The following is a 24104-nucleotide window of genomic DNA, read 5'->3' as shown; positions in this document are numbered from 1 at the left end:
TTATGCCCCTTTCATGGGCAGCAGCCGGGGGTCGTAAGGGTCCAGACCCACGGATTCGGTGGGCGGGCCGAAGCCTGCCATCCGCATGACGGCTTGTTCATCTGCCGGGGAGGCCCCGGGCAGCGTGTTGCAAACGGCTTGCACAATCTCGGTGTGCGCCAAGTCATCACGTAGCAGCCCAAATTTGATCAGCTCAAGGCTGGGCCGGTACTGCTGCAACAATTCTTTACCTGTGGCCATGTCAACGGTTGCCGCGAATTCAAGCACCATGGGCAAAAAGTCGGGCAATTCTCCGCGCGTGTTCACCAGGGTGTCGGAACCGCGGTACACCTTCTTGAACGCCCCGAGGACCTCGCCGCGGCGGCGGGTATCGCCGTCGGTCCAGTAGGAGAGGTGCAGGGCGTGGCGCTTGCCGAGATCGAACTCTGCGACGTACTGGCTCTGCAGCGCCATCAAATCATTGTCTTGGAAGGAATCAAGCACCACGGCGAACGGGGCCAGGGCTCCGGGGAACTCGCCGAGTGCGGCCCGCATGAGCGGAACCCGTTCCAGCAACAGCTCATCCGGGTAGGACAGGCACCACGCCGCAGCCAGGAACGTCACCTGATCTTTGCGGCTCATGAACCGCCACCGCCTTCGATTGCGCTCTCGAGGTCGCCCTCACGCTCATCGCGGTCCGGCTCGGTGGGGTGATGCTGGGGGAACAGTCCGGCAGGTGCACCGTTGCCATCCCAGTTGAGCAGGTTCACACGCCCACGGAGGGTGTCTGCCCCCGCGACGGAGTCGGAGGTTTGGCGGTCTCGCAACGCATTGAACGTTTCCACGGCAACCGGGGTGGGGCGTCCGCTTGCTTCGCCGAACGGGGAGTCTCCCATGGCGCCCATGCCGGGTCCGCCGTCGAAGTCCAGGGAGCACCCCATTTCCTCCAGGTCATGTGCCTGCTCGGCGTGTGCCTTCGGGATCACATAGCGTTCCTCATACTTGGCGATCGCCATCAGCCGGTACATCTCATACATTGTTTCCCCGTCCATGCCCACCGAGGCAGGAATGGATTCATCGGGATCGTTACCCAGAGAAATACCGCGCATGTAGGCTCGCATGGCGGCCAGCTTGCGCAGCACACCCGTGACAAGCTCCGTGTCCCCGGCGGTGAACAGCTCCGCCAGGTACTCCACCGGGATACGCAAGGCGTCAATGGCGCCGAACAACACACCCGAATCCTCCGCGTCGTGGCCCTGATCGCGGAGCAGGTCAACCACGGGGGAGAGCGGCGGGATGTACCAAACCATGGGCATGGTGCGGTATTCCGGGTGCAATGGAAGAGCCAGCTTGTATACCTTGGTCAGCGCATACACGGGAGACTTCTGGGCAGCATCGATCCAGTCCTCGGCGATGCCCTGCTCCCGGGCGGCCTTGATGACGGCGGGATCGTTGGGATCCAGCAGCACATCCATCTGCGCCTGGTACAAATCCTGCGGGTCGGTGACCGAGGCAGCAGCGGTGACGGCATCGGCGTCGTACAGGAACAGTCCCAAGTACCGCAGCCGGCCAACGCAGGTTTCAGAGCAGACGGTGGGCAGGCCCACCTCGATGCGCGGGTAGCAAAACGTACACTTCTCGGCCTTGCCGGTCTTGTGGTTGAAGTAGATCTTCTTGTACGGGCAGCCTGTCATGCACTGGCGCCAGCCGCGGCACTGGTCCTGATCAACCAGAACAATGCCGTCCTCCACGCGCTTGTAAATGGCGCCGGACGGGCATGAAGCCATGCAGGAGGGGTTCAGGCAGTGCTCGCAAATGCGGGGCAGGTAGAACATGAACGTCTGCTCGAACTCGAACTTGATCTTGTCCTCGGACTCGCGGCGCACCTTCTCCACGATCGGGTCCAGGTGACCCATTTCCTCGGTGCCGCCCAGATCGTCATCCCAGTTGGCGCTCCATGTGATCTTGGTGTCCTTGCCGGTGATCAGGGACTTGGGCCGTGCCACGGGGAAGTCATCGCCCAAGGGGGCGTCAACGAGGGTTTTGTAGTCGTACGTCCAGGGCTCGTAGTAGTCCTTGAGCTCGGGCTGGATGGGGTTGGCGAAGAGGCCAAACAGCTTCTTTACACGCCCACCGGCCTTGAGCTTGAGGCGGCCGCGCTTGTTCAGCTCCCAGCCGCCCTTCCACTTTTCCTGATCCTCGTAGCGGCGTGGGTAGCCTTGTCCGGGGCGGGTTTCTACGTTGTTGAACCAGACGTATTCCACCCCTGCCCGGTTGGTCCATGCCTGCTTGCACGTGACGGAGCACGTGTGGCAGCCAATGCACTTGTCCAAGTTCATGACCATGCCCATTTGAGCCATTACACGCATTAGTACTGCACCTCCTGGGAACGGCGACGAATAGTGGAAACGTTGTCTCGCTGGTTACCTGTTGGGCCAAGATAGTTGAACGCGTAGGTCTGTTGCCCGTAGGCGCCAATCAGGTGAGACGGCTTGACCAACAGCCGGGTCAGAGAGTTGTGGATGCCGCCGCGCCGGCCGGTGGCCTCGGACTTGGGCACATCGATAGTGCGTTCCTGGGCATGGTAGACGTACACCACACCCTCTGGCATGCGGTGGCTAACCACGGCGCGGGCCACGAACACACCGTTCATGTTCACCGCCTCCACCCAGTCGTTGTCCATGACCTTGATGGACTTGGCATCCTGCGGACTCATCCACACCGTGGGACCGCCACGGGAAAGCGAGAGCATGAGCAGGTTGTCCTGGTACTCGGAGTGAATGGACCACTTGGAGTGCGGGGTGAGGTAGCGCACCACCACCTCCTTCTCCCCGTTGGGGCCGAACTTCGGCTCCCCAAACAAACGCTGCATATCCAGCGGTGGGCGGTAGATCGGCAAGGCCTCGCCAATATCGATCATCCAGTCGTGATCCAGGAAGAAGTGCATGCGCCCGGTGAGCGTATGGAAGGGCTTGAGCCGTTCGATGTTTTGGGTGAACGGTGAGTAGCGCCGCCCGCCCGTCTCCGAACCCGACCATTCCGGGGACGTGATGACAGGAACCGGCCCGGCCTGGGTCATGGCGAAGGAAATGTGTTTTTCTTCGCTGCCCTCGGCCAGATCCGCCAGCTTCACACCCGTGCGCTTCTCCAACTCCTTGAAGCCCGCAACGGCGAGTTGGCCGTTGCAGGTGCCGGAGAACGTCAGGATGGCCTCAGCCATTTTCGCGTCCGTATCAATGGCCGGGCGCCCGTGTGCGTAGCCGCCCATCATGACCCCGTTGGCTTTGGCCAGGTGATCCAGGGCTTTGTCCAGCTTGTAGTTGACGTCCTTGACCGTGAAGCCGAGCTTGTCTGCCAGAGGTCCAACGGCGGCCAGCTTGTGGGCGATGGCCGTGTAGTCGCGCTCCACAATAGTGAAGTTGGGCATGTTCGCCCCCGGTACGCCGTCGATACCGTCTTCGCGCCAGTCGCTGACCACCCCGCCTGGCTGGGCGATCTGGCCCACGGTGTCGTGGATCATGGGCACGGTCACCAGGTCCTTGCGGGTGCCCAAGTGCTTTGCCGCCTGCCGGGAGAATTCCTCGGCGAGGAGGTGGAACATCTCAAAGTCGGTTTTGGTTTCCCACGGCGGATCGATGGCCGGGGTGAATGCGTGCACAAACGGGTGCATGTCAGTGGAGGAGAGATCGTGCTTCTCGTACCAGGTGGCCGCCGGGAAAACGACGTCGGAAAGCAGCGTGGTGCTTGTCATGCGGAAGTCCGCGGACATCAAGAAGTCCAGCTTTCCTTCAGGACCCTTCTCATGCCACTTGACAGTTTTTGGCTTCAGCGAGGCCTCACTGTCCTGACCCATCACGTTATTGTGCGTGCCGAGCAAATTGCGCAGGAAGTACTCGTTGCCCTTGGCGGAGGAGCCAAACAGGTTTGAGCGCCACAGGATCAGCGTGCGGGGCCAGTTTTCGGGGGCGTCGATGTCCTCGATGGCCAGATCCAGTGCCCGGCTCTTGAGCGACTGCGCCACCCACGTCTTTTCATCGGGTGCCTCACCGGCGGCGACCGCCGCGATGGCTTGATCGGCGATATCCAGCGGGTTTTTGTCAAAGAACGGGTAGAACGGCATCCAGCCAAGCCGGGCGGACTGTGCCAGGGCGTCAGCCGTGTGCATGCCGTCCAGGCTGCCCGTGGACAGGGGCGATTTCAGCGCATCGGCCGAGTACCCGTCCTGGCGCCACTGGTCGGTGTGCATGTACCAATAGCCGGTGCCGATCATTGTCCGCGGCGGGCGCGACCAGTCAAGAGCGTTGGCAAGAGACACCCACCCGGTGAGCGGACGCGTCTTTTCCTGGCCCACATAATGGGCCCAGCCGCCGCCATTGCGGCCCATGCAGCCGGTCAACATGACAAGGGCCAAAATGGCACGGTACGTGGTGTCGCCGTGGAACCACTGGCAGATGCCGGCGCCCATTATGATCATGGAGCGGCCCTTGGATTGCTCGGCGTTGCGGGCAAATTCGCGGGCTATGCGGATACAGGCCTGGGCGGGGACCGAGGTGATCTCCTCCTGCCACGCCGGGGTGTAGGGGGTGGATGTGTCGTTGTAGTCCTTGGCCCAGTCGCCGGGAAGGCCTGGGCGGCCCACACCGTACTGCGCCAGCATGAGGTCATAGACGGTGGTGACAAGGTGCCCGCCCACCACAGTGGTGGGGACGCCGCGCCGCAACACGGAACCTGCCCCGCCCGGATCCTCAAAGCACGGCAGAAGGACTTCTGCGGACTCCGTGGAGACTTCCTCCAGGCTCAAGGCCGGTTCGATGCCGGTCAAGTCAAGGTTCCACTTGCCCTCACCGGTCTTGGAATAGCGGTGGCCCAGGGTTCCGTTGGGGATGATGGCCGTGCCGGAGACCTTGTCAAAGAGCATCGTCTTGAACGCGGCGTCCTCTTCGAGCTCATTGCCGGGGACGAAGGCGGCGGTGAGGAACTTCCCGGCGTTGTACGTCCCGTCGTGGTTCTTCTCCAAGCGCACCAGGAAGGGAAGGTCGGTGAACTGGCGCACGTAGTCCTGGAAGAACGGGACCTGACGGTCCACGAAGAACTCCTTGAGCGTCACGTGGCCCATGCCCATGGCGAGGGCGGCGTCGGTGCCCGCCTGGGCCGGGAGCCATTCGTCGGCGAACTTGGTGTTGTCCGCGTAATCGGGGCTGATGGCGATGACCTTCGTGCCGCGGTAGCGGACCTCAGTCATCCAGTGCGCATCAGGGGTGCGGGTGACGGGGACGTTGGAGCCCCACATCATCAAGTACGTGGCATCCCACCAGTCCCCGGACTCCGGGACGTCCGTCTGATCGCCAAAGACCTGCGGGCTGGCGACGGGAAGATCGGCGTACCAGTCGTAGAAGGACGTCATGACCCCGCCCACGAGCTGGACAAAACGGGTGCCGATGGTGTGGCTGACCATGGACATGGCCGGGATTGGGGAGAAGCCGGAGCAACGGTCCGGACCGTAGTTCTTGATGGTGTTCACGTGTGCGGCGGCGGCAATTTCCAGGGCCTCAGCCCACGAGGTGCGAACCAGACCGCCCTTGCCACGGGCGTTTTGGTACTTTTTGCGTTTTTCCGGGTCCCCGGCAACCTCCGCGAAGGCCAGGACGGGGTCCTTCAAACGGGACTTGGCCTCACGGTACATATCTACCAGCACGCCGCGGGCATACGGGAAGCGGACCCGGGTGGGGGAATAGGTGTACCAGGAGAACGCTGCGCCGCGGGGGCAACCGCGGGGCTCATACTCGGGGCTGTCCGGGCCCACGCTGGGGTAATCGGTCTGCTGGGACTCCCATGTGATGATGCCGTCCTTGACGTAAACCTTCCATGAGCAGGAGCCCGTGCAGTTCACGCCGTGCGTGGAGCGCACCACCTTGTCATGGCTCCACCGGTCCCGGTAGAAGATGTCACCGGCCCGGCCGCCCTCCCGGAACACGGCGCGGGAATCAGCGCTCTCGTCCCACTTGGTGAAAAAGCGGCCCAGTTTTAACATCGCGTCCGACGCCGGTCCATCGACCCCAGCGACAATTGGTTCAGCAGTCATGAGCTCACCATATGTGGCTTAGAAGAGGTTTTCTACAGCCCTTGGAATAGTCAACGTTAGGGTGTGCTAATTCTGATCTAATTCTTGCCTAATTCATGCGACTTTAACTTGCGGAAGAGGAATCTGGCCCCTTTGGGTCATTAAAAATGACGCCCACTTGTGTAATTATGACGCCCGTTCTGTATGTGCCCGGGTGGGGTGCTAAGGGGCGCCACTGTGCCAGCTGCGCCGTTATAGAAGCCCGGCGGGCGCATACGTTAAACAAAAAAAGCGGGGTGGTCCGCTGCATGAAGCAGTGGACCACCCCTTAGCCCGCATGGCGCAGTGGCCAGGACGGTGCCGGTGGTGTTAGTTCCGGCGGAAGGTGAGATCGAAGATGACTCGCCCAGCCTTATGCGCCTTGCTCTCAAAGCTGGTCAGGATGCGCCCGTCAAAGCGGGGGGCCCAACCGCCCACTAGGTCCAGGTCCTGGCTTTGCTCGCAATCAACTCCGCTGCGCCGCGCCTCGGTGAGGGGGCTGTGCGCACCGGTGCGCTCGCCGTCGTGCAGGTTGCTGAAGTCAGGGGAGGCAATGCCCACCTGAAGCATCTGCTCTGCATAGGCCGACCAGTCTGTGGCCAGGCGCCAGAAGCCACCTTCCGTCAGGACTCGAGCCACGAGCGGGGCGAAGGTGTCCTTGACCATGCGGCGCTTGTTGTGCTTGGTCTTGTGCCAGGGGTCTGGGAAGAACACCCATACTTCGCTGACGGAACCCGCCGGGAGCATGGAGCTGAGAACTTCCGGCGCATTCGCCTGGACCACACGGACGTTTTCCAGCCCGTTGGCAACAATCTTTTGGATGGTCTGAGCCAGCCCGGGCGTGTAGACCTCCACCGCCAAAAAATCCTTGTCAGGGTTTTCCTTGGCGGCGTGGATCACGGCATCGCCTAGGCCGGAGCCAATTTCAACAACAAGAGGGGCTATGCGGCCAAACTCCGCCTGGGCGTCAAAAACGTAATCGGGATGCACCGATGTGTCAGAGATGTGGCGGGGAACGTCCACGGCCAAGGTATCGGAGTGGTCATCCCAGGCCTGCTGGCGGCGTCCCTGCAAACGCGTACCGCGGCGCACAAAAGAGACGGGCTGGGAGCGGTAGGTGCCTTCTGCGGCTTGGCTGCCCGGGGTAATTGGCCGTGCCGAACCGTCTTCGGTACGCGGGGCCCGCTGCTGGTCACTGGCGCAGTGGCCGGTGAGAGAGGCATCGGGGGCGGATGCGGGCAGTTCGGGGCTGGAAGCTGGGATTTCACTCATCACCATTAAGGGTACCGGGATTTTTTGTGGCGACTTCGTGAAATGGGCCGTATCCAGGGGTTGACGGGGCGGTGTTCTGTGCATGGGGCAGGCTCGCCGAGGGTGAGATGCGGCACTTTGGGGGTGCCCGGCGTCGTGCCGCTGATAGTATGAACATACTTAATGTGCTTCAAGCGCATTCTGCGTCGATGAACGCATGCATCTAGTCCCGCAATGGGGTTGCCTTGAGGCAGCCGCGGTTGACTCGCTCTGGCATTGAATCGGCGAACCCGCGGTCAAAACTGATTGTGGGACGTTGAACCGCCTTACGAAAGATTCTCTCTTTACATGACAACTTTTGCTGCCCTTGGTGCGCCCAAGGAAATCGTTGCTTCACTCGCCGCTCAGGGCATTGAAGAAGCATTCCCCATTCAGGTCAAGACTCTCCCAGATACTCTGGCAGGACGTGACGTGCTGGGCCGCGGCCGCACCGGCTCCGGCAAGACCATTGCCTTCGCTATCCCGCTCGTTGCCCGTTTGGCCGAGCGTGAAGCCCCTTACTTCCGCAAGCCGGGCCGTCCCATGGGCCTGGTTTTGGCACCCACACGCGAGTTGGCCACCCAGCTGAACAACACCATCGAGCCCCTCGCCAAGGCCATGGGCCTGAACACCACTGTCATTTACGGCGGCGTCTCACAGGCTCGCCAGGAAAAGGCGCTGCGCGCCGGTGTTGACATTGTCATCGCCTGCCCGGGCCGCCTTGAAGACCTCATGAAGCAGCGCATCGTTTCGCTGGAAAGCGTTGAGATCACCGTCCTGGACGAGGCCGATCACATGGCTGACCTCGGCTTCTTGCCTGTTGTCAAGCGCCTTCTGGACACCACTCCCACGCAGGGCCAGCGCATGCTGTTCTCCGCCACCTTGGATAACGGTGTGGACAAGATTGTTCAGCGCTACCTCTCCAACCAGCTCACCCACTCGGTGGACGAGGCCAAGGCCGCCGTCTCCACCATGGAACACCACGTCCTGGTGGTCAACGATCAGACCGTCAAGAAGCAGGTCATTGTTGAATTGGCATCCGGCGCCGGCCGCCGTATTCTCTTCATGCGCACCAAGCACCACGCCCGCAAGCTTGCCAAGACGCTGACCGACGCCGGTATCCCCGCCGTTGACCTGCACGGAAACCTTTCGCAGAATGCTCGCGATAGGAACCTTGCCGAATTCTCCACTGGAGACGTTCGCGTCCTGGTTGCCACCGACGTTGCCGCCCGCGGCGTGCACGTTGATGACATTGAATTGGTCATCCACGTTGACCCGCCCACAGAGCACAAGGCATACCTGCACCGTTCAGGCCGTACCGCCCGTGCCGGGTCCGACGGCGTTGTTGTCACCTTGACGCTTCCCGAGCAGCAGGGCGACGTCAAGAAGCTCATGCGTGCAGCAGGCGTTGACGTGAACTTTGAGCGCGTCACCACTTCATCTCCCGTCATTGCCACTTTGGTAGGCGACGTTGCGGACAAGATCGATCCCCGCACCCGTGCGACTCTCCTAGCCTCGAAGCAGCCTGCCCAGGGCGGCGGCACCTCAACCGGTGCAAACGCTCAGCGTAAGCGCGCCCGTACCGGAGCTGCCCCCACCGCTGGTGGACGTGGCGGCCGAGGCGGCCGTGGACGCGTTTCCGCCGACTCCAACGAGCGCGGCGCTGCTGCGGGCAACCGCGGTGAACGCCGCGAAGGTGTTCAGCAGGGCGCACGCCCGGCCGGTTCAGGCCGCCCGGCACGCTCCGGCGAGGGCCGCCCCGTACGTTCCGGCGAGGGCCGCCCGGCCCGCGACGGCGACGTGGCACGCGGACGCCGCGCACCTCAGGGCGGCTCACGTGAAGGCGCTGGCTCACGCGAAGGCGCCGGTGCACGCAGCGGATCCAGCGTTGCCTGGTCCTCCAACACGGGTGGCACCTCCGGTGGCAGCTACAACGCCAACGGCGGCGACAAGTCCCGCCCGGCACGCTCCGCTGGCGGAGCCCGCCGTGCCTCGGCACCTGCCTCAAACCAGCGTCGCGGCCACTAGCCTTTACACGAAACCGACCCGCAGTAGTGGTCGAAGAATCCCGGAAATTCTGGGGGTTTTTCGACCACTACTGCGGGTCGGTTTTATTTAACGGCGGCGAGCTTTGGGCCGCTGGAATTCAAGCCGTCGGTTTTCGGGAAACAAAGCGGCTCCCCGCCACTGTCGCCGCGGCCATGGTGACGAGGGCGCCTAGGACAAGCGCCGCGGGTTCACCAGGGGACAACAGGTTCTGCTGGATGCCAATCGTGGCGGCCGCAACGGGCACGCCCAACTGCGATGCCGACAAAACCGCCAACGGCAGCGGCTGACCCAGGAGGCGGGTCAGTGCGTGGACAGCGATGGCGCCAAGCCCCAGTGCCAGCCCAAGCAGCACCATGGGTGGATGGGCGGCGAGCTCGTTAAGGTTCAACGATGCGCCCAGCCACAGGAAAAACACCGGCCCCAGGAACCCCTCGGTGAGGGCAAAAAGCTGCCGCGCCAGCCTCCGGGGCTCTCCCACCCCCGCAACGGCAAGGCCAAACGCGAACCCCGCGAGCATGATGGAGACGTGTCCCCACACTGCCAGCCCCGCCAGCGCGAACAGAATGATGAGCTGGATGCGCAGCTCCAACGCGAACTTGCGGCGCTCGGACACCTTGTGGAAGCGCAGGCGGAGACCCTTTTGGTCAGCTTGGCGGAGAATGAGAAATACGACGGCGGCACCCGCCAACACCGCCAGCGAACCGAGCGCGGCCCGCCCCGCGGTGGACGGGTTCAGTGCGAGAGGCAGGGCCACAATCGCAAGGGTGTCGGCTAAGGCCACCTGCGCCGTCATGGCCAGCACGGAGGGACCGGACAACCCCAGCGAACCGATGATTGGCAGCACTAGGGCTGCGGAGGACGAGGTCAGCAGCACGGCATAAAGCGGGGCATGGCCGTTGCCGAAGACGGCTGCAAGCCCGATGCCCACGGCGGCCGCGGCCACCGCCACCACCACGAGAGCCACGGCGCCGCTGCCAAGCGCCGACCGAATTTGTTTGTCTCGGATGGGCACGTGGGAACCGGCCACAAACATGATCAACGCAAATCCTATGTCGGCAAGGAAGGTGAAGGTGGAATCGCTCGGAACCACAAGGTTCAGGCCCGTTCGGCCTATAAGAATGCCGGCAAGCAGCTCACCAATGACCACAGGGATGTGCCATTTTCGCGGCAAGGCCAACAGTGGTCCCAGCAAGGCCACCGCACAGATCATGGCCAGAAGGGGCAATGTCATGGCAGGGCCTGGCAGGTGGCGCGCAAAAATCGCGGGTTCATGTGCTTATTGTGCACGGCAGGCGGGTTTTTGCCCATGGGCCGCCCCGGCCGAGATCAGGACAAGCATTGATCATACCGAGACCGGAGGTGTCAGGGTTGAGTGGGGCAATGAACCCGAACAGTTTTAGCGGCTGGTGCTAGCTTGCCGGGTCGATGCTCAGCACGGCCAGGAAGCCGCGGCCGGAAATCTCCGGGGCATCCTCGGAGCCAACCACGGTGTCGAACTTGCCCAGCGCCTCGGTGACGGGCGCAGGGGTGGAGGCTTCGGTGTCGTCCGAGGCAGGCTGGGAATTTGTGGAACCGGGGGAAACCGTGGCCGAACCCTGCAACAGCACCGCAAACTGGTCTGCGAAGACGGGATGCGGGCGCTTCTTGGACAACTCGATGATGGCCGCATAGCCCTTGAACGCGCCGCGGCGGGTCATGAGGTTCAGATCCTTCAGCGCGCCCGTGGGCAGTGTGGCGGACGTGTCAGCGTCGCCGGAAAAGCGGAAGGGGCGGAATTTTTCCAGAGCCTGCTCAACGCCGTCCACGCTTAGCGCGATGAGCTCACCTTCCACAACGGTGATGATCCGGTCAATGCCGGGCAGCGGCGAAAACGGGCCAGCCTTGGATACCTCGGCCAAACTCAGGCGCCAATCCCACTCTGCGCCGGTGCCGGTGCCGGCGCCTGCCGCGATTTGCCGGGTGATTCCGCCGCCATTGGCCCACGGGGCAGCCTTGAGGGAGGCGTAGCGAATGATCTCCACTATTTTTCGTCCACGCTTTTCTCGCTGTACACGTGCAAGCGTTTGAGGTTTGACGGGCGGCGGCGGAGCTTGCGTTTGTAGTACGACCAGCCGCCCGTAATGGCCAAGGACACGGCGAACGCCAGCACGATCTTCAGGGGCAGCCCAAAACGGGCAAAGGTGAGGACCAGGATCATGGCCGCAAAACTGGCGAAATTGACCAGAATATCTAGCCAGTCGCTTTTCTTAGTGCTCATGGCACCAGCTTACGCGGCTGTACGTTATCCCAGTGTGCAAGGCTCGTAACCCGCTACCGGTAGGTGCTAACAAAGGGGCGATTGGTGGGAACAATCTCCTTCCCCAACGGCATGAGGGACACCGGGATCATTTTCAGGTTCGCGATGGCCAGAGGGATGCCGATGATGGTGATGGCCATGGTGAACGCCGTGGTGACGTGGCCGATCACAATCCAGATGCCGGCAACAACAATCCAGATGACATTGCCCAGAGTGCTTGCCACGCCGGGCCCGCCTGGTTTGTCCACCACCATGCGGCCAAAGGGCCACAGTGCGTACCCGGCAATGCGGAACGAGGCAATGCCCCAGGGGATGGTGATAATGAGGATGCAGCACACAATGCCTGCCAAAAAATAGCTCAGTGCTAGGAAGAAACCGCCACATACTAGCCAAATGACATTCAAGATTGTCTTCATCACACCATTGTGCACTGAGCCACTGACAAACACATCAGGGATGTCCCTGTGCTTCCACCTGAATCTGGCTGCTGGTGTCCGGGTTCGCAGCCTGGTTGTGGGGTAGTTGGGGCAAAATTTTCGCTGCTGGAGCAGACGGTTGGAAAGATGGAAAGCACCCGGATGGAAGCCGGGATAGACACCGCGGCCGGTGCTACGCTGATTTCTAGGAGCACTCACCCTTCAAGCGTCAGGAAAACGGACAGTTCATGGACCTCGGCACAGTTTTTTTGATCCTCATGCTGGTGATCATCGCCATTGTCCTAGGTGTGGCCATCACTATAGGGGTGTTGATCTCTCGCGGCGTGGTGGGCTTGGTCAAAATTGGCAAGCCAAAATATGAGTCGGCAAAACGCGGCGCATTAAAGGCCCGGGCCGAATCCAGCACTGGACCCGTTGCAGCCATCCTGAAACAGCGGGTGGCCCTCGCGGAATCACTTGATGCCACCCAGCGTTCCCTCGCCGTGGCGCAGTCGACAGGGCAGTACACGGGCAATCTTGAGTCCATTTTCAACACACTCCAGCAGACCGGCACCGTCATGGAGCATCAGCTTCTTGTAGCCCAGCGCGAGCCCGATCCCGCAGTTCAAGCGTTGTATGCGAAAACGCTGGCGGGCCAGGTTGAACAGATTACGCTGACGGCCAAGGGTGTCCGGAACGCTCTGGCCAGTGCCGCCGCCCCAGCCGGAAGCGCGGACTTGGGCGACCTCACCCGAACCCTGGAAATTGAAGCCACCATGCTGGCAAACTGGTCCAAAACGTACACCGATCTTGGCCCGGAGCAGTAACAATTCATGAATATTGTTTCCCGGATCAGGGCACTCTTTGGCCACAAGAGTTCCCCCCAGAAGCTCTGGCCCGGTGCCTCTGCCAGTGACCGCGCTCGTGACTCATCCGGTGCACAGCTCAGCGTGACGGAGGCCCAACTCAAACAGCAGGCCGCCGTGCAAAAGATGCGTCGCGGCGTCGCAGATGTTTCCGTCAGCAGACAGCGGCTGGATCTCCAGCGGGCGGATCTTCAAAAGGCTCTGGACGCACTCACCGCCCAGGCAGAGAGATCCAGGCTCGCCGGAGATGAAGGAGCGGTGCAAACCGCACTGGGCAGGCACCACATCATGGGTGAGCAGATGGCTGATCTCATCTCTCAACGGGATGCTCTCGCGGAACAAGAGACCATGCTGATAGCGGCACTCACCCAGTTGCAGGCCCGGGTTTCCGGCTTCAACGTCACGGCGGAAACACTCAAAGCAGCCCACACCTCCGCAGACGCCCACCAGTCCATCGCCAAAGCGTTGCGGGACTTTGACGAGAACTAACCTGCAACCAGACTGCATGTTGCTCATGCACACGGTTTGCTGCGAATGGCGTGCCACTTCAAGTGCTGCGCGTCATTTGGGCCCAAACGGTGTGCAGAAGCTGCGTCTTAGTGCTCGGTGACATCTCCTGACACCATGTCAAAGGTGAAGCTGTGCAGTGCCCCGGACGTGGCCACACCCGCATCGACACCCATGCTGAACACCAGCGTCAACGAACCGGTGGCAATGTCCGCATCGCTTACCGTGTAGTTACTGCTGAACCCGAGCGTGACTCCGGGTTCCAGAGGCTGCCACCCCATAATCGGGGCGTTGCCAGAAGGCCCGCCGTCAAGGAATACGGCCACTGCGGGGGCAGCCACGGTGCCCGTATTATGAATTCGGCCGGCAAAGGCCAGCACATCTCCAGCCTTGTATCCGGGCACCACTGCACCATAATTGAGGTCCTGGGATTCCCGATTGGAGAGGACCTGAGGGGCGTCCTCGGAATAACCCTGGCCCACTTCCTTCCAGGCGGCCGGATCCCAGTCCCCGTCGGTCTGGGTCAGTACAAAGCTCTCACCAACACTTTCCCACCGGGCTGGGCGGGCGGGCGTGATGGAGCGCAACACCACATCAAGGGCAATGCCGCGCGAGACGGCGGTGCCAGTGGTGTGCGTCAGGGTAGCGGCGGGGGAGGCGAGCAAGTCCTGGGGATCGATGCTGGTGAACACAATTTCCTGGTAGCCCTGCCGTTCATACAGGACCCCAATCCGGCCATCGGGCAGCCGCGCAGCCGTGGAGTATTGCGAGCTTCCACCGCAGAGTTCGAGAGCGAATGGCCAGCTTGCGCCGTTGTCTTGCGAAAGTTTCAGGAGGGTATTGCGGCGCAGGAGCGGGTCATGGTTGTGGGTGGCAATTAGCCAGTTACTGGTCTCAGCGCAGGCCAACTGTGAGACGTTGGGCAGGCCGTCAAAACGGGCCACGGAACCGTTGTCGCTGGGGTCAGGTAGTTCCGGGTGGGGACGTGCCGGCGTCCAGCTTTGGCCGCCATCGGAGGAGGATGCGGTGAGCCGGTGCGGGGTGGCGCGCGAATGCATCAACAAGGTGCCGTCGGCCAGGCACACGGCCTTGTTCTCATTGCCGCCAGTAATGTATTCGCCCAGCGACCAGCTCTCGCCATGATCGTCACTGTAGGCGCTGGCGGCCTTGATGCTGCCCTCGTGTAGGAGTACGAACTGCTGAATCAGGCGGCCGGCGAAGGGGCCTGTGTGGATTTGAATCCCGGCACCTGCTGCGGCAAAGAGTCCAGTGACGCCGCTGCCCTTGAGCATGGCGGTGAGGCGGCGGTGTTGCCAGGTGGCGCCGTCGTCGTCGGAAAAACTGAGATCTGCGTGTTGAATGGCGTCCGGGTTATCCAGCCCCGGCGCGGCCTCGAAAAAGCCAGCGTGCGTGCCGGCTGCATGGAAGCAGAAAATGCGGCCGGTTTCCACGTCCACGAGCAGGCTCGGATCGCCGTAGCCATCAAGTCCGGTTCCGGTGCGAATGGTTTGCTGTGGTCCCCATGTGGCGCCGTCGTCTGTGCTGCGCCGGATCAACAGGTCTATTGGGTTGGGTAGATCATCCAGATTGGGCCGGCCGTCATAGGCGGCGAGGAGGGTGCCGCGGGGGGAGAGAGCCAGGGCCGGAATGCGGTACTGGCGGTGGCCACAAACGCCCCGGCGGGCCAAGACAACCTCGGCTGTGACGGTTTCTCGTAGGTCATGTTCCGTCAGCTCCGCTGCTGAGGTAGGACGTGGCATCATGAAGTCAGTCTAGCGTTTTCCGCCGTGAACCGGCAGTTTTGTGAGCCATCACCGGAAGTTGCGCTCAGGGGTTCAATGGCCTAGATCCAGCCCTGCTGCCATGCCTTCTCAGCGGCGCCAACGAGCGGCCGGATCCGGTGATCCCGTTGCCGGGTGTGTGAAGATCCGACGGCGTACCCAACAGTTCCGTTGTTGACGATAGTCAGCGTGACCCCACCGCCGGTTTGGGAGTGCTTGATGGTATTGCGGCGTGCATCACTGTGCCGCCAAGAGGATCTTCCTGGCATTTTTCAGCTCGTTGCCAGGGACGTTTCGCGGTACCGGGGCGAGGAGGCGTTAGGCCAGCTCGGACTTCAGCGCAATGACCTGAAGATGATGACCACTTAGGCGAGTGTGATGCCCAGATGCGCTGCGAAGAGGGGAGCCAGCAGCCCCAGCTGGTAGTCGTCTATCACCACGCCGGCCATGGAACCAATGCCGTGGAGGGTACGGAACTCCGTGCTGCGTAGATCAAGATCCTTCAGCGTGGCCTGTTGGAGATCCAAGGTACCGATCCGGCAGTTCTTCAGGGACATGCGGGTCACCGTGGCGCCACCTAAATCCAGTTCACCGATGATGGCATCGCTGATCTGCAGGTCAACGATCTTCGATGCGCGCAGGTTCAGGAAGTCGATCTTTCCTCCGTCGATCCGCACTGACTGCCAGCTGCTGTCATAGAGCTCGGCCGAACCCCACCGCGGCGAGGTGACATTGGTGTCCCGCCAGCTGGTGCGCGGGCCCTTCATGACCGGGGCAAAGCTGTCATTGAGTGCTGTGCCACGGAAGCGTACACCGCGCATCTCGGTGTTGTTCATGGTGGGGCCGTTGAGCTCACAGTCAATGAAATCTGTGGACGTCAGGTTTGCCTCGTCAAAGCCGGGATGGTCAAAACGTTCTCCGTCATAGCTCTCTCCAGGGCCAAAGAAGGCATCCTCATTCTCCACGAGATCGTGCAGGTCAAGGGAAGTGAGCCGGGGTGCCTGAGGTGTGTTCTTCGATGCCATGCTCTTAGGCTATCCGGCTGCGGCGGTCTTCGAATTCCGCTACTGCCTCACTCGTCGAAGCGGATGGACAGCCTGGACCGGTAGGTGCCGCCAGGGTTGTTCATGGGGTTCGCCGGTGGCGGGATCACGGCACGGATACCGTCCCCGGCAGGGGTGGCCGCCCTTGCTCTGAAGCAGAAGCCGTCCTGGTCCGCGGCCTCCCACTCAAAGAGGACCTCCTGTCCGGGACTCAGCGAGAGAAAGCCCGGCGCCTGAAGCCTGACGTCGGCGAAGCTGACCCAGCAACCGCCGGGGGTAACGGGCGAGTCAATGACTCCCCACCCCTCCTCGTCATTCCAGCTGCGGACTGTGCCTGTGGTTACCATGGCGTCAGGGTAGCCGCGAAATGACCGTGAAGCGTTGGAGTACCAGCATGGTGTCATCATTCACCGTGAATTCTGGGTCCTGCATGGCCTGACGCATGTCCGCGGAATGCCAAAACTCCTCATGGCCGGCATCACTGGGCCACCGTGGTGAAACCTTCGCCCTCATCTACGGCGTGCGCCAGGTCCACTTCGGCCAGCCGGGCCTGGCGGACTTCCGTCATTTCAATGATGGCAACACCCTTCCCTGCCGAATCAACCACCACCTCCTGCAGCCCCACGGACGGCAGTTCCTCCTGCTCAATTTCATACTCAATGAGTGTGGCCGTGGTGGATGTCTTGGATCCGTCAAGAACGGCTGCCACAAGCTGGTCCCGCAGCGGGCCCGGGAATGCGAATTCGCAGATGGGCAGGGAACTGAAATCTGTCATGGGGTACTGGATTCCTTCTTCTCGGATATTATTTGATTCAGGTGCGCTAATTCCATGGAGAGATTCCCCTGGGCCTGTTCTGCCCATAATTCCCTGCCCTTTGCCGTTCTGAACAGCGGGTCAAGGGTTAGCAGTTGGAGCACGACGGCGGCCCTCCCCTTTGTGAATTCTTCGTCCGGGACGTGGGTATAATCCCTGCGAACGCCCGCAACGTAGCGGTTGTAGTGCTCGGAGGCTGCGCCCAAAATGGACAGGTCGGCATCGCACAGGAGTGCGCCGGCGTCGTCTCCGGGTGCGGGGGAGTGCGTGGCGGTCAGTCGCACGAGTCGAGCTACCTCAGCCACGTCGGTGTCCGGCAAAACGCCTTCAAGGCACGCCTGTGCCAAAATAGCAGAGTCTTCCTCATCGGTGGCGCTGCCGTTGTAGACGGCGTCGTGGAACCAGGCCGCAAGGGCCACCGTTTGGAGGACGCGGCGTTCGGTCAGCAGCTCCAAGGCCTCCAAAACCGCCAGCAGGTGGGTGGCGGAATGGTAGCTGCGGTGGGGTTCATTCCAGCGGCCCAGCAGCTCAACACCCAAGTTCGCCTGCCCCGGCATGAGCGCTTGCCAGCGGCGTTCGAGCACAGAAGCGACGGACTTGACCCGGTATTTCGCCTTGATGCGCAGACCGGACGCGGCCAGGGTCCGTGCCAGTTCTTTTCCGGAGAGCGGTGTGGCCCCAGCCTCCACGAGAGCGTTGTAAAGCCGCTCCGGGACATCGTAATGGTCCAGGTCAAAGGCTCGCTCGCTCACGCCGTTGGCGGCGGCAAAGGTGTGGAGCTCCGCCACGGACGTGTCTGAGATCAGGTGAGAGAACACTGTTCCGTGTGCCGGCCAGTAGGGCGGATCGATGAAGATCATGGACTCAGCTTATGCCGGTGACGTGAACTGCAGCCGCCCCACATAGACTTTCCTTTAGTCCAATAATTCAAGTGAAGACCGGCGGCTATGCGAAACGAAGACTCCAGCGTCCAGGCGACATTCAATAACATCGCGCGGCGTTATGACCTCATGAACAAGCTCATGACACTGGGTTCGCACCGGCGCTGGTGCCGGGAAGTTGCAATCTACGCCACCGGGCGCGGCGGGCAAAGATTCCTGGACCTGGCCACGGGAACAGGCGTCATTGCCCGGGCCGTGCTCGCGCAGAGTCCTGATAGCACCGTTGTGGGTGCTGATTTTTCCGAATCCATGCTCAATGTTGCCCGTGCAGGGGAGGGCAATGAAGGCATCGAATGGCAGTTTGCTGACGCCCATGAGCTCCCCTTTGAGGATGCCGAGTTCGACGGCGTCACCCACGGTTACCTGCTCCGGAACGTGAGCGATCTGGACCGGGTCCTGAACGAGCAGTTCCGTGTTCTGAAGCCTGGCGGCGTCGTCGTCGCGCTGGAGTCCTCGCCTCCTGCCGGCATTCTTGCCCCGTTCATTCGCACCGGCATGCGCGTTGTCATCCCCACGCTCGGGACGGTCATTGGGCGCGACCGTGACGCCTACCAATATCTTGTTGACTCAACCTTGGGTTTTTTGACTCCCGAGGCGCTGAAACTGCGCTTCGAGCAGGCCGGCTTCACCGATGTTGGCGTGAAACCGAAATTTATGGGCACCAACATGATTTGGACGGCGCGCAAGCCCGGCTGAGCGCCGCCCGGTCCCGCCATAGCGCGTGAGCGCTTATGGCGAAAACGTCTTAAAGAATGGGAGCCAAGACCATGGACCCGATGAGCACCTTTGAATTGGTGGCAGGGCCGCCTGCCCTTGGAGAATACCTGGCCCTGCGCAAGGATGCCGGACTCTCACAAAAGACGCCCGAGCAAGGTGCCGCTGCACTGACCGGCAGCTGGTTCTTCTGCCATATTCGGGAAAGGGCCACCAGCCGGGCCGTGGCCATGGGCCGCGTCATTGGCGACGGCGGCTGGTACTTCCATATCGCTGACATGGCAACGCTGCCTAAATTTCAGGGGCAGGGCTTGGGGCGCCAAGTCATCGATGCGCTGGTGGCACATATTCGGGAGCACGCTCCGGAAGACCCGTACATCACGTTGATTGCGGACCCGCCGGGCAGGCGCCTGTATGAGCAGGTAGGCTTCACCGAAATCAATCCCTCCCGCGGCATGGAGCTGCCCTGGGTCCGGAACTGAGAACCCGCGAAAGGTTGCGCCAGTATGAATCTTGAGGAAAATCCGGAACGCGCCGCCCAGTTGTGCCGTGAGGCGCAACAGCGCCTGATGCTTCGAGTGTCAGGGCTAGGTGACGGGGACGTACGGGCCCCGAGCCAGCTACCCGGCTGGACCGTGGGCCACGTACTGACCCATCTGGCCCGCAACGCAGACGCCCACGCGCGGCGCCTGACCGGTTCACTGGCTGGACTGGACGTGCCGAAGTATGAAAACGGACCCGAGCAGCGCAGCAGCGAGATTGCAGCCGGCGCCGAGCGCCCGGCGGTGGAGATGCTTGCGGACCTCAAAACCAGCATGGCGAACTTGGAGGACGTCTTTTCCCGGTGTTCCGCTGCGGGCTGGCCCAACGGACACCTGCGCGGTGGGGGCGCCTACGGGGCCGCGGCCTGTCCCGCGCACCGTCTCCGTGAAGTGGAGGTTCACCACGTCGATCTTGGGCGGGGGTATACGCCGGCGGACTGGCCTGATGAATACGTGGACTGGGACCTGCAGGTTTTACTTGACACCGTCCCCGAACGGCTCAGCGCAGCCCGCAACCGTCGTGCATTCATGGCGTGGCTGGCCGGGCGCGGCCCTATGGATCCGCAGGCGCAGTTGGACCCCTGGTAAGCGGGGCCCTGTTGGGTGGCGTGGCAACCGGCTAAATGTGGATGTCTTCCCAGTCAAATTCGGTCACGGTGCCGCTCTCCCAGTCTTGTCGCAGGATCGCGTAGGCGATGGCGGCAACGTGGCCGCCGCTGTTGGTGGGCCACGCCAGTCTGTAGTGCGCTTCCTTGAGGAAGCCTGCCCTGATGAAGGTTTTCCGCATTGCGATGTTGTCTTCGCGGGTTTGTCCCTCGAATCGCACTGTCTCCGGCATGGACGTGAAAACAAGTTTGCACAGTGCGCGAAGGACTGCCAGCCCAAGGCCCTTGCCTCGTTGCGATTCGTCAAGGCGGAGATCAAAGAGGGGTGCAGCTCCCTCTTTAAGATCTTCCAGTGCAACCATGCCGACTTGCTCGCCGTTATTCGTAACCTAATACCCTTGGATGTCGGGGTTCCAAAATCGGCCCTTTTCAATGCTGGCGCGAATGGAAGCAGCTTCCGGTGTGGCTTGAACATGGAAAGGGAAGTGATTGCCCGCCAGGAAACGGACCACCACGTCGGTGTCGGAGGGTGTCATTGCGGTGAACTCGATGGGCATGGTCCGAGCCTAGCGCCTGGCGTTCAGCCCTGAAACTCCCGCTCCACATACGCCGTCAGGGCATCCCGCACAAATGCCGCCCCTTCTGCCCCGCCGTAGTTTGCTACGAACCGTTCATCGGCAACGTACATCTCCGCCAACCCCAGCACATATCCGCGAACATCGGCAGCCGAGCCACCCGTGCCTCCCGGGCTGGCAGAGGTGGTGGCCGCCGCCGGCGTGCCGGGAACTGAACTCAACCACTCAACGTGGCGCCGTGCCAGCTCCTGCGCCGCGTCAGATTCCGGCGAAACGCCGCTGGAGAAAGCAGTAATCCAGTCGTGGTTCAACGCCGCCACCTGCTCCTTCCATCCCACCTGACCTGCGGCATACTGCGCCCGCCACCACGCGTCGGAGCTGGCGTACGCCTCCTTGCCCCAGCGCTGCTCCACCTCTTCCCTGTACTGGGTGTGGTCAAAGCCGTCAAACATGTCCTGTGCCATGATCGCCTCTCCTTGTTCCTCTGCTGTAATGGTTTTTTCGACGGAAACTATCAACCGTGCCATCCGTTTCTGCTCGGTGCGCAGCCACGCCACATGGGAGCGCAACGCTGCAGCGGGCGAGGTTTCCTGCTCGAGCACCGCGGCAATTGCCGGCAGACCCAGTCCCAGTTCGCGCAGCAGCAAGATGCGCTGGAGCCGCCCCAGGGCGCCCTGGTCGTAGTGCCGGTACCCGTTGGCAGCAATCCGGCTCGGCGGCAGCAGTCCAATGGCATCGTAGTGGCGCAGCGTGCGGCTCGTGACACCTGTTAGGACGGCCAGTTCCTGAATTGAAAGTTCCATAGAATCCACCGTAGAGGTTGACGCAGCGTCAAGGTCAAGAGCAATTTCGCCCACGGGAAAACCAGTGGAATAACTTCCACAAGAACCAAGTTGAGCGTAGTAGACTCAACTTTACGAGCAGTGAGTTACCAACCGATGAAAGGACCCCTCTTGGACGCCAAATTCACCACAAAGAGCCAGGAGGCTCTTTCCTCCGCCGCCATGAACGCCTCTACTGCCGGGAACCCGGCGGTAGAGCCCGCTCACCTACTGAAGGCCCTCATGGACCAGCGCCAAGGCGTTGCCGTTGCGCTCCTGAAAGCCGCCGGGGTAGACCCGGATGAGGTCAGTGTCGGTGCCAGCGCCGCCATTCGCACCCTCCCGTCGTCGTCCGGGACCTCCGTGGCGCAGGCTCAGCTCAGCCGAAACACCTTGATCGCAGTCCAGGGCGCACAGCAGGCCGCCGAACGCATGGGGGACAGCTACGTCTCCACCGAGCACCTGCTGTTGGGTTTGGCGGACGACGCCGGAGCGACGGGAAGTGCCCTGCGCCAAGCCGGTGCCACCCGGGCCGCGCTCGACGCCGCACTGCCTTCCGTGCGCGGCGACGGTAAGGTCACCACGCCTGATCCGGAGAACACCTTCGAGGCGCTGGCGAAGTTCGGCGTTGACATGACAGCCATTGCCCGGACCGGCAAGCTTGACCCGGTGATTGGCCGTGATGCTGAGATCCGCCGAGTCATTCAGGTGCTGAGCCGGCGCACCAAGAACAACCCCGTGCTCATTGGCGAACCCGGCGTGGGCAAGACCGCGGTAGTGGAGGGCCTGGCCCAGCGCATGGTGGCAGGAGATGTGCCGGAATCGCTGCGCGGGAAGACACTGATTAGCCTTGATTTGTCCGCCATGGTGGCCGGAGCCAAATATCGCGGCGAGTTCGAGGAGCGTCTGAAAGCAGTTCTGGAGGAAATTAAGGCCTCCGACGGTCAGATTGTGACGTTCATCGATGAGATTCATACCGTGGTCGGTGCAGGTGCCTCTGAAGGCGCCATGGATGCTGGCAATATGCTCAAGCCCATGCTGGCCCGCGGGGAATTGCGTCTGATCGGCGCCACCACACTGGATGAATACCGCCAAAACATTGAGAAGGATCCGGCTCTGGAACGCCGCTTTGCACAGGTGTACGTTGGCGAGCCCAGCGTTGAGGACACCATCGGCATCCTGCGCGGACTCAAGGAACGCTATGAGGCACACCATAAGGTGGCCATCGCCGACTCCGCCCTCGTGGCAGCGGCAAACCTGTCCAACCGCTACATCAGTGGCCGCCAACTGCCTGATAAAGCCATTGATCTCATGGATGAGGCTGCGTCCCGGCTGCGCATGGAGATTGATTCGGCGCCGGAAGAGATTGACCAGCTGCGCCGCGCCGTGGACCGGCTGACCATGGAAGAGCTCGCGTTGTCCGGGGAGACTGACCCGGCTTCCATTGAGCGCCTGGAAGCCCTGCGGGCTGACATGGCGGATAAGAAGGAGGAGCTCAGCGGTTTGAACGCGCGGTGGGAGGCTGAAAAAGCTGGTCTGAACCGCGTGGGTGATTTGAAGGCGAAGCTTGATGAGCTGCGTTCCGTGGCGGACAAGGCCCAGCGCGATGGCGACCTCGAGCAGGCATCACGCATTCTGTACGGTGAAATTCCGGCGCTGCAGCGTGAGTTGGAGGCGGCCGCCGCTGAAGAGGAGTCCGCTGACAAGGCAGAGTTGATGGTGGCCGAGGAGGTTACGGCAGACGATATTGCCGAGGTCATTTCCGCCTGGACAGGTATCCCCGCCGGGCGCATGTTGCAGGGCGAAAGCCAGAAGCTGCTGCAGATGGAACAGGTCCTGGGCTCACGCCTGATCGGCCAGAGCGCTGCCGTGACCGCCGTGTCCGACGCCGTCCGCCGCGCCCGTGCCGGCATCAACGACCCCGACCGGCCCACTGGTTCCTTCTTGTTCCTGGGCCCCACGGGCGTGGGTAAGACGGAGCTGGCGAAGTCGCTGGCCGACTTCCTCTTTGACGACGAGCGCGCCATGATCCGCATCGACATGTCTGAGTACTCGGAGAAGCACTCCGTCTCACGTCTGGTGGGTGCCCCTCCCGGATACGTGGGATACGACGAGGGCGGGCAGCTGACGGAGGCCGTGCGCCGTCGCCCGTACTCAGTGGTGTTGTTGGATGAGGTGGAGAAGGCTCACCCGGAAGTCTTTGACATCCTGCTACAGGTGTTCGACGACGGCCGGCTCACCGACGGTCAGGGCCGCACGGTGGACTTCCGCAATGTCATCATTGTGCTGACGTCCAACCTTGGCTCGCAGTTCCTGGTGGATCAGACTCTGAGCGATGACGAGAAGCACAGGGCGGTGATGAGCATTGTGGAGGCCTCATTCAAGCCCGAGTTCCTAAACCGCCTCGATGAGATTGTGATGTTTGATGCGCTCACTGTGGAGGAGCTCTCGCGAATTGTTGAGTTGCAGGTGCAGGCGTTGTCCGCTCGCCTGTCCGAACGGCGTCTGAGCCTGGAGGTTACGGATGCCGCGAAGGCATGGCTGGCGCTGACAGGCTACGACCCCGCCTATGGTGCCAGGCCGCTGCGCCGTCTTGTGCAGCGCCAGATCGGGGACCGGTTGGCGAAGGAGATCCTGGCTGGCACCATCGTCGACGGCGACACCGTCCTGGTGGATACTGCTGCTGACTTCGACGAACTGGGCATGGGCTCGTCTGCGGGAGCTGGCCTGACGCTGCGCCGGAAATAGCCAGAGCCGTCCCGCTG

The 24104-nt window shown here is 62.1% G+C and carries 23 protein-coding genes and 1 pseudogene; 8 read left to right on the top strand and 16 right to left on the bottom strand.

Features of this window, described 5'->3' with window-relative positions:
* From narJ to trmB, 4 genes are all read right to left on the bottom strand, one after another.
* Nucleotides 1-621 carry a nitrate reductase molybdenum cofactor assembly chaperone gene (narJ, locus tag ABIB48_RS04870; RefSeq protein ID WP_110105195.1) on the bottom strand — a complete coding sequence of 207 codons (621 nt, stop codon included), beginning with the start codon at nt 619-621 and terminating at the stop codon, nt 1-3.
* A complete protein-coding gene (gene narH, locus ABIB48_RS04865) occupies nt 618-2348 on the bottom strand; it encodes a nitrate reductase subunit beta (protein ID WP_110105194.1) in 1731 nt (576 codons plus the stop codon). Before narH ends, narJ begins: the two co-directional genes overlap by 4 nt.
* On the bottom strand, nt 2348-6061 hold the full coding sequence (locus ABIB48_RS04860; RefSeq protein WP_315913910.1) for a nitrate reductase subunit alpha: 3714 nt from the start codon (nt 6059-6061) through the stop codon (nt 2348-2350). The genes narH and ABIB48_RS04860 overlap by 1 nt, the downstream gene beginning before the upstream one ends.
* Before the next feature lie 348 nt (nt 6062-6409).
* Nucleotides 6410-7351 carry a tRNA (guanosine(46)-N7)-methyltransferase TrmB gene (gene trmB / locus ABIB48_RS04855; protein WP_354212305.1) on the bottom strand — a complete coding sequence of 314 codons (942 nt, stop codon included), beginning with the start codon at nt 7349-7351 and terminating at the stop codon, nt 6410-6412.
* 327 nt (nt 7352-7678) lie between these two features.
* Between trmB and ABIB48_RS04850 the strand changes: the two genes are divergently transcribed.
* Complete coding sequence (locus tag ABIB48_RS04850) at nt 7679-9397, top strand: DEAD/DEAH box helicase (protein ID WP_354212304.1); 1719 nt, start codon at nt 7679-7681, stop codon at nt 9395-9397.
* A 118-nt stretch (nt 9398-9515) separates the two neighbouring features.
* On the opposite strand, the gene ABIB48_RS04845 is transcribed toward ABIB48_RS04850, so the two are convergent.
* From ABIB48_RS04845 to ABIB48_RS04830, 4 genes are all read right to left on the bottom strand, one after another.
* On the bottom strand, nt 9516-10649 hold the full coding sequence (locus tag ABIB48_RS04845; RefSeq protein ID WP_315913913.1) for a cation:proton antiporter: 1134 nt from the start codon (nt 10647-10649) through the stop codon (nt 9516-9518).
* 178 nt (nt 10650-10827) lie between these two features.
* Nucleotides 10828-11439, bottom strand: coding sequence for a HutD/Ves family protein (locus tag ABIB48_RS04840; RefSeq protein WP_354212303.1), 612 nt, complete (start codon nt 11437-11439; stop codon nt 10828-10830).
* Nucleotides 11439-11675 (bottom strand): hypothetical protein, encoded by a 237-nt coding sequence (locus ABIB48_RS04835; RefSeq protein ID WP_110105189.1) that lies wholly within the window; start codon nt 11673-11675, stop codon nt 11439-11441. The genes ABIB48_RS04840 and ABIB48_RS04835 overlap by 1 nt, the downstream gene beginning before the upstream one ends.
* Nucleotides 11676-11728: 53 nt before the next feature.
* Nucleotides 11729-12130 carry a YccF domain-containing protein gene (locus tag ABIB48_RS04830; protein WP_315913915.1) on the bottom strand — a complete coding sequence of 134 codons (402 nt, stop codon included), beginning with the start codon at nt 12128-12130 and terminating at the stop codon, nt 11729-11731.
* Nucleotides 12131-12378: 248 nt separating this feature from the next.
* On the opposite strand from ABIB48_RS04830, the gene ABIB48_RS04825 reads away from it, so the two are divergent.
* Both ABIB48_RS04825 and ABIB48_RS04820 read left to right on the top strand, forming a co-directional pair.
* Entirely contained in the window at nt 12379-12957 is a 579-nt protein-coding gene (locus tag ABIB48_RS04825; protein WP_354212302.1) for a hypothetical protein, read from the top strand.
* A 6-nt stretch (nt 12958-12963) separates the two neighbouring features.
* Nucleotides 12964-13485: a PspA/IM30 family protein gene (locus tag ABIB48_RS04820; RefSeq protein ID WP_354212301.1), complete on the top strand. Its 522-nt coding sequence runs from the start codon at nt 12964-12966 to the stop codon at nt 13483-13485.
* 107 nt (nt 13486-13592) lie between these two features.
* Here the strand turns inward: ABIB48_RS04820 and ABIB48_RS04815 are convergent, their stop codons facing one another.
* Complete coding sequence (locus tag ABIB48_RS04815; protein WP_354212300.1) at nt 13593-15266, bottom strand: sialidase family protein; 1674 nt, start codon at nt 15264-15266, stop codon at nt 13593-13595.
* A 237-nt stretch (nt 15267-15503) separates the two neighbouring features.
* Between ABIB48_RS04815 and ABIB48_RS04810 the strand changes: the two genes are divergently transcribed.
* Nucleotides 15504-15653, top strand: a complete 150-nt coding sequence (locus ABIB48_RS04810; protein WP_354212299.1) for a hypothetical protein — start codon at nt 15504-15506, stop codon at nt 15651-15653.
* Here the strand turns inward: ABIB48_RS04810 and ABIB48_RS04805 are convergent.
* The 4 genes from ABIB48_RS04805 to ABIB48_RS04790 all read right to left on the bottom strand — a co-directional run bounded on the left by ABIB48_RS04805 (nt 15650) and on the right by ABIB48_RS04790 (nt 18001).
* Complete coding sequence (locus ABIB48_RS04805) at nt 15650-16309, bottom strand: pentapeptide repeat-containing protein (protein ID WP_354212298.1); 660 nt, start codon at nt 16307-16309, stop codon at nt 15650-15652. The two genes, ABIB48_RS04810 and ABIB48_RS04805, sit on opposite strands and share 4 nt — an antisense overlap.
* A gap of 47 nt (nt 16310-16356) precedes the next feature.
* Complete coding sequence (locus ABIB48_RS04800; RefSeq protein ID WP_315913919.1) at nt 16357-16674, bottom strand: cold-shock protein; 318 nt, start codon at nt 16672-16674, stop codon at nt 16357-16359.
* A gap of 131 nt (nt 16675-16805) precedes the next feature.
* Entirely contained in the window at nt 16806-17102 is a 297-nt protein-coding gene (locus ABIB48_RS04795) for an ASCH domain-containing protein (protein ID WP_354212297.1), read from the bottom strand.
* Nucleotides 17099-18001, bottom strand: coding sequence for a DUF4031 domain-containing protein (locus ABIB48_RS04790; protein ID WP_354212296.1), 903 nt, complete (start codon nt 17999-18001; stop codon nt 17099-17101). Before ABIB48_RS04790 ends, ABIB48_RS04795 begins: the two co-directional genes overlap by 4 nt.
* A gap of 87 nt (nt 18002-18088) precedes the next feature.
* Between ABIB48_RS04790 and ABIB48_RS04785 the strand changes: the two genes are divergently transcribed.
* The 3 genes from ABIB48_RS04785 to ABIB48_RS04775 all read left to right on the top strand — a co-directional run bounded on the left by ABIB48_RS04785 (nt 18089) and on the right by ABIB48_RS04775 (nt 19926).
* Nucleotides 18089-18778, top strand: a complete 690-nt coding sequence (locus tag ABIB48_RS04785) for a ubiquinone/menaquinone biosynthesis methyltransferase (protein ID WP_354212295.1) — start codon at nt 18089-18091, stop codon at nt 18776-18778.
* Between the two features lie 80 nt (nt 18779-18858).
* Nucleotides 18859-19278, top strand: a complete 420-nt coding sequence (locus ABIB48_RS04780; protein WP_354212294.1) for a GNAT family N-acetyltransferase — start codon at nt 18859-18861, stop codon at nt 19276-19278.
* Nucleotides 19279-19302: 24 nt separating this feature from the next.
* On the top strand, nt 19303-19926 hold the full coding sequence (locus tag ABIB48_RS04775; protein ID WP_354212293.1) for a maleylpyruvate isomerase family mycothiol-dependent enzyme: 624 nt from the start codon (nt 19303-19305) through the stop codon (nt 19924-19926).
* Nucleotides 19927-19957: 31 nt separating this feature from the next.
* On the opposite strand, the pseudogene ABIB48_RS04770 reads toward ABIB48_RS04775, so the two are convergent.
* From ABIB48_RS04770 to ABIB48_RS04760, 3 genes and pseudogenes are all read right to left on the bottom strand, one after another.
* Nucleotides 19958-20314: pseudogene (locus ABIB48_RS04770) on the bottom strand (GNAT family N-acetyltransferase); the annotation flags it as partial.
* A gap of 18 nt (nt 20315-20332) precedes the next feature.
* Nucleotides 20333-20500, bottom strand: a complete 168-nt coding sequence (locus ABIB48_RS04765; RefSeq protein ID WP_354212292.1) for a hypothetical protein — start codon at nt 20498-20500, stop codon at nt 20333-20335.
* Nucleotides 20501-20523: 23 nt separating this feature from the next.
* Nucleotides 20524-21321: a MerR family transcriptional regulator gene (locus ABIB48_RS04760; RefSeq protein WP_354212291.1), complete on the bottom strand. Its 798-nt coding sequence runs from the start codon at nt 21319-21321 to the stop codon at nt 20524-20526.
* A gap of 150 nt (nt 21322-21471) precedes the next feature.
* Here ABIB48_RS04760 and clpB point away from each other — a divergent pair, with 150 nt between their 5' ends.
* The gene (clpB, locus tag ABIB48_RS04755) at nt 21472-24087 is read left to right on the top strand and encodes an ATP-dependent chaperone ClpB (RefSeq protein ID WP_354212290.1); all 2616 of its coding nucleotides are present in this window, start codon (nt 21472-21474) and stop codon (nt 24085-24087) included.
* Nucleotides 24088-24104 lie beyond the last annotated feature (17 nt).

The organism is Arthrobacter sp. UYCu511, assembly GCF_040547105.1.
In the GTDB taxonomy this organism is placed as follows: Bacteria; Actinomycetota; Actinomycetes; order Actinomycetales; family Micrococcaceae; genus Specibacter; species Specibacter psychrochitiniphilus.
Note: the sequence above shows the minus strand (reverse complement) of the source record. Positions and strands in the feature narration are given on the sequence as shown.